This is a genomic window from Priestia sp. 10L35, from assembly GCF_056395685.1.
Map to the genome: position 1 here is coordinate 1 of NZ_JBFTKA010000055.1, position 451 is coordinate 451.

Consider the following 451-nt stretch of genomic DNA (forward strand, 5'->3'; position numbering starts at 1 on the left):
ACCTACACCAAGAACTGGGTGGCCGAGTACGAAGCGGGCCTGCCGAACTACAACAAGTTCAAGCAGGCCGACCTGGAGCACCCGATCGAGAAGGTAGGCAAGGAACTGCGCGCCAAGATGGTCTGGTTGCAAGGTCAAGCCGCGTAACAACGCGGCACCCCCACCCGCTCTGCAAGGTTCCCCCATGAACTCTCCCACACACCGCAGCGCGCCGCCCAACGGCGCGCGCTGGCTGACCCAGGCGCTGGAGGCCGAGGGTGTCCGTACGCTGTTCGGCTATCCGGGCGGCACCATCATGCCGTTCTACGACGCGCTGGTGGATTCGTCGCTGAAGCACATCCTGGTGCGCCATGAGCAGGGCGCGGCACTGGCCGCCAACGGCTTTGCGCGCGCCAGTGGCCAGGTCGGCGTCTGCGTGGCGACCTCCGGGCCGGGCGCCTCGAACCTGGTC

The 451-nt window shown here is 67.0% G+C and carries 1 protein-coding gene and 1 pseudogene; both read left to right on the forward strand.

Annotated elements, in window-relative coordinates:
- Nucleotides 1-147, forward strand: a pseudogene (locus AC1DEF_RS29225) (ketol-acid reductoisomerase); the annotation flags it as partial.
- A gap of 37 nt (nucleotides 148-184) precedes the next feature.
- On the forward strand, nucleotides 185-451 hold a 267-nt coding region (locus AC1DEF_RS29230; protein ID WP_477727745.1), incomplete at its 3' end, for a thiamine pyrophosphate-binding protein.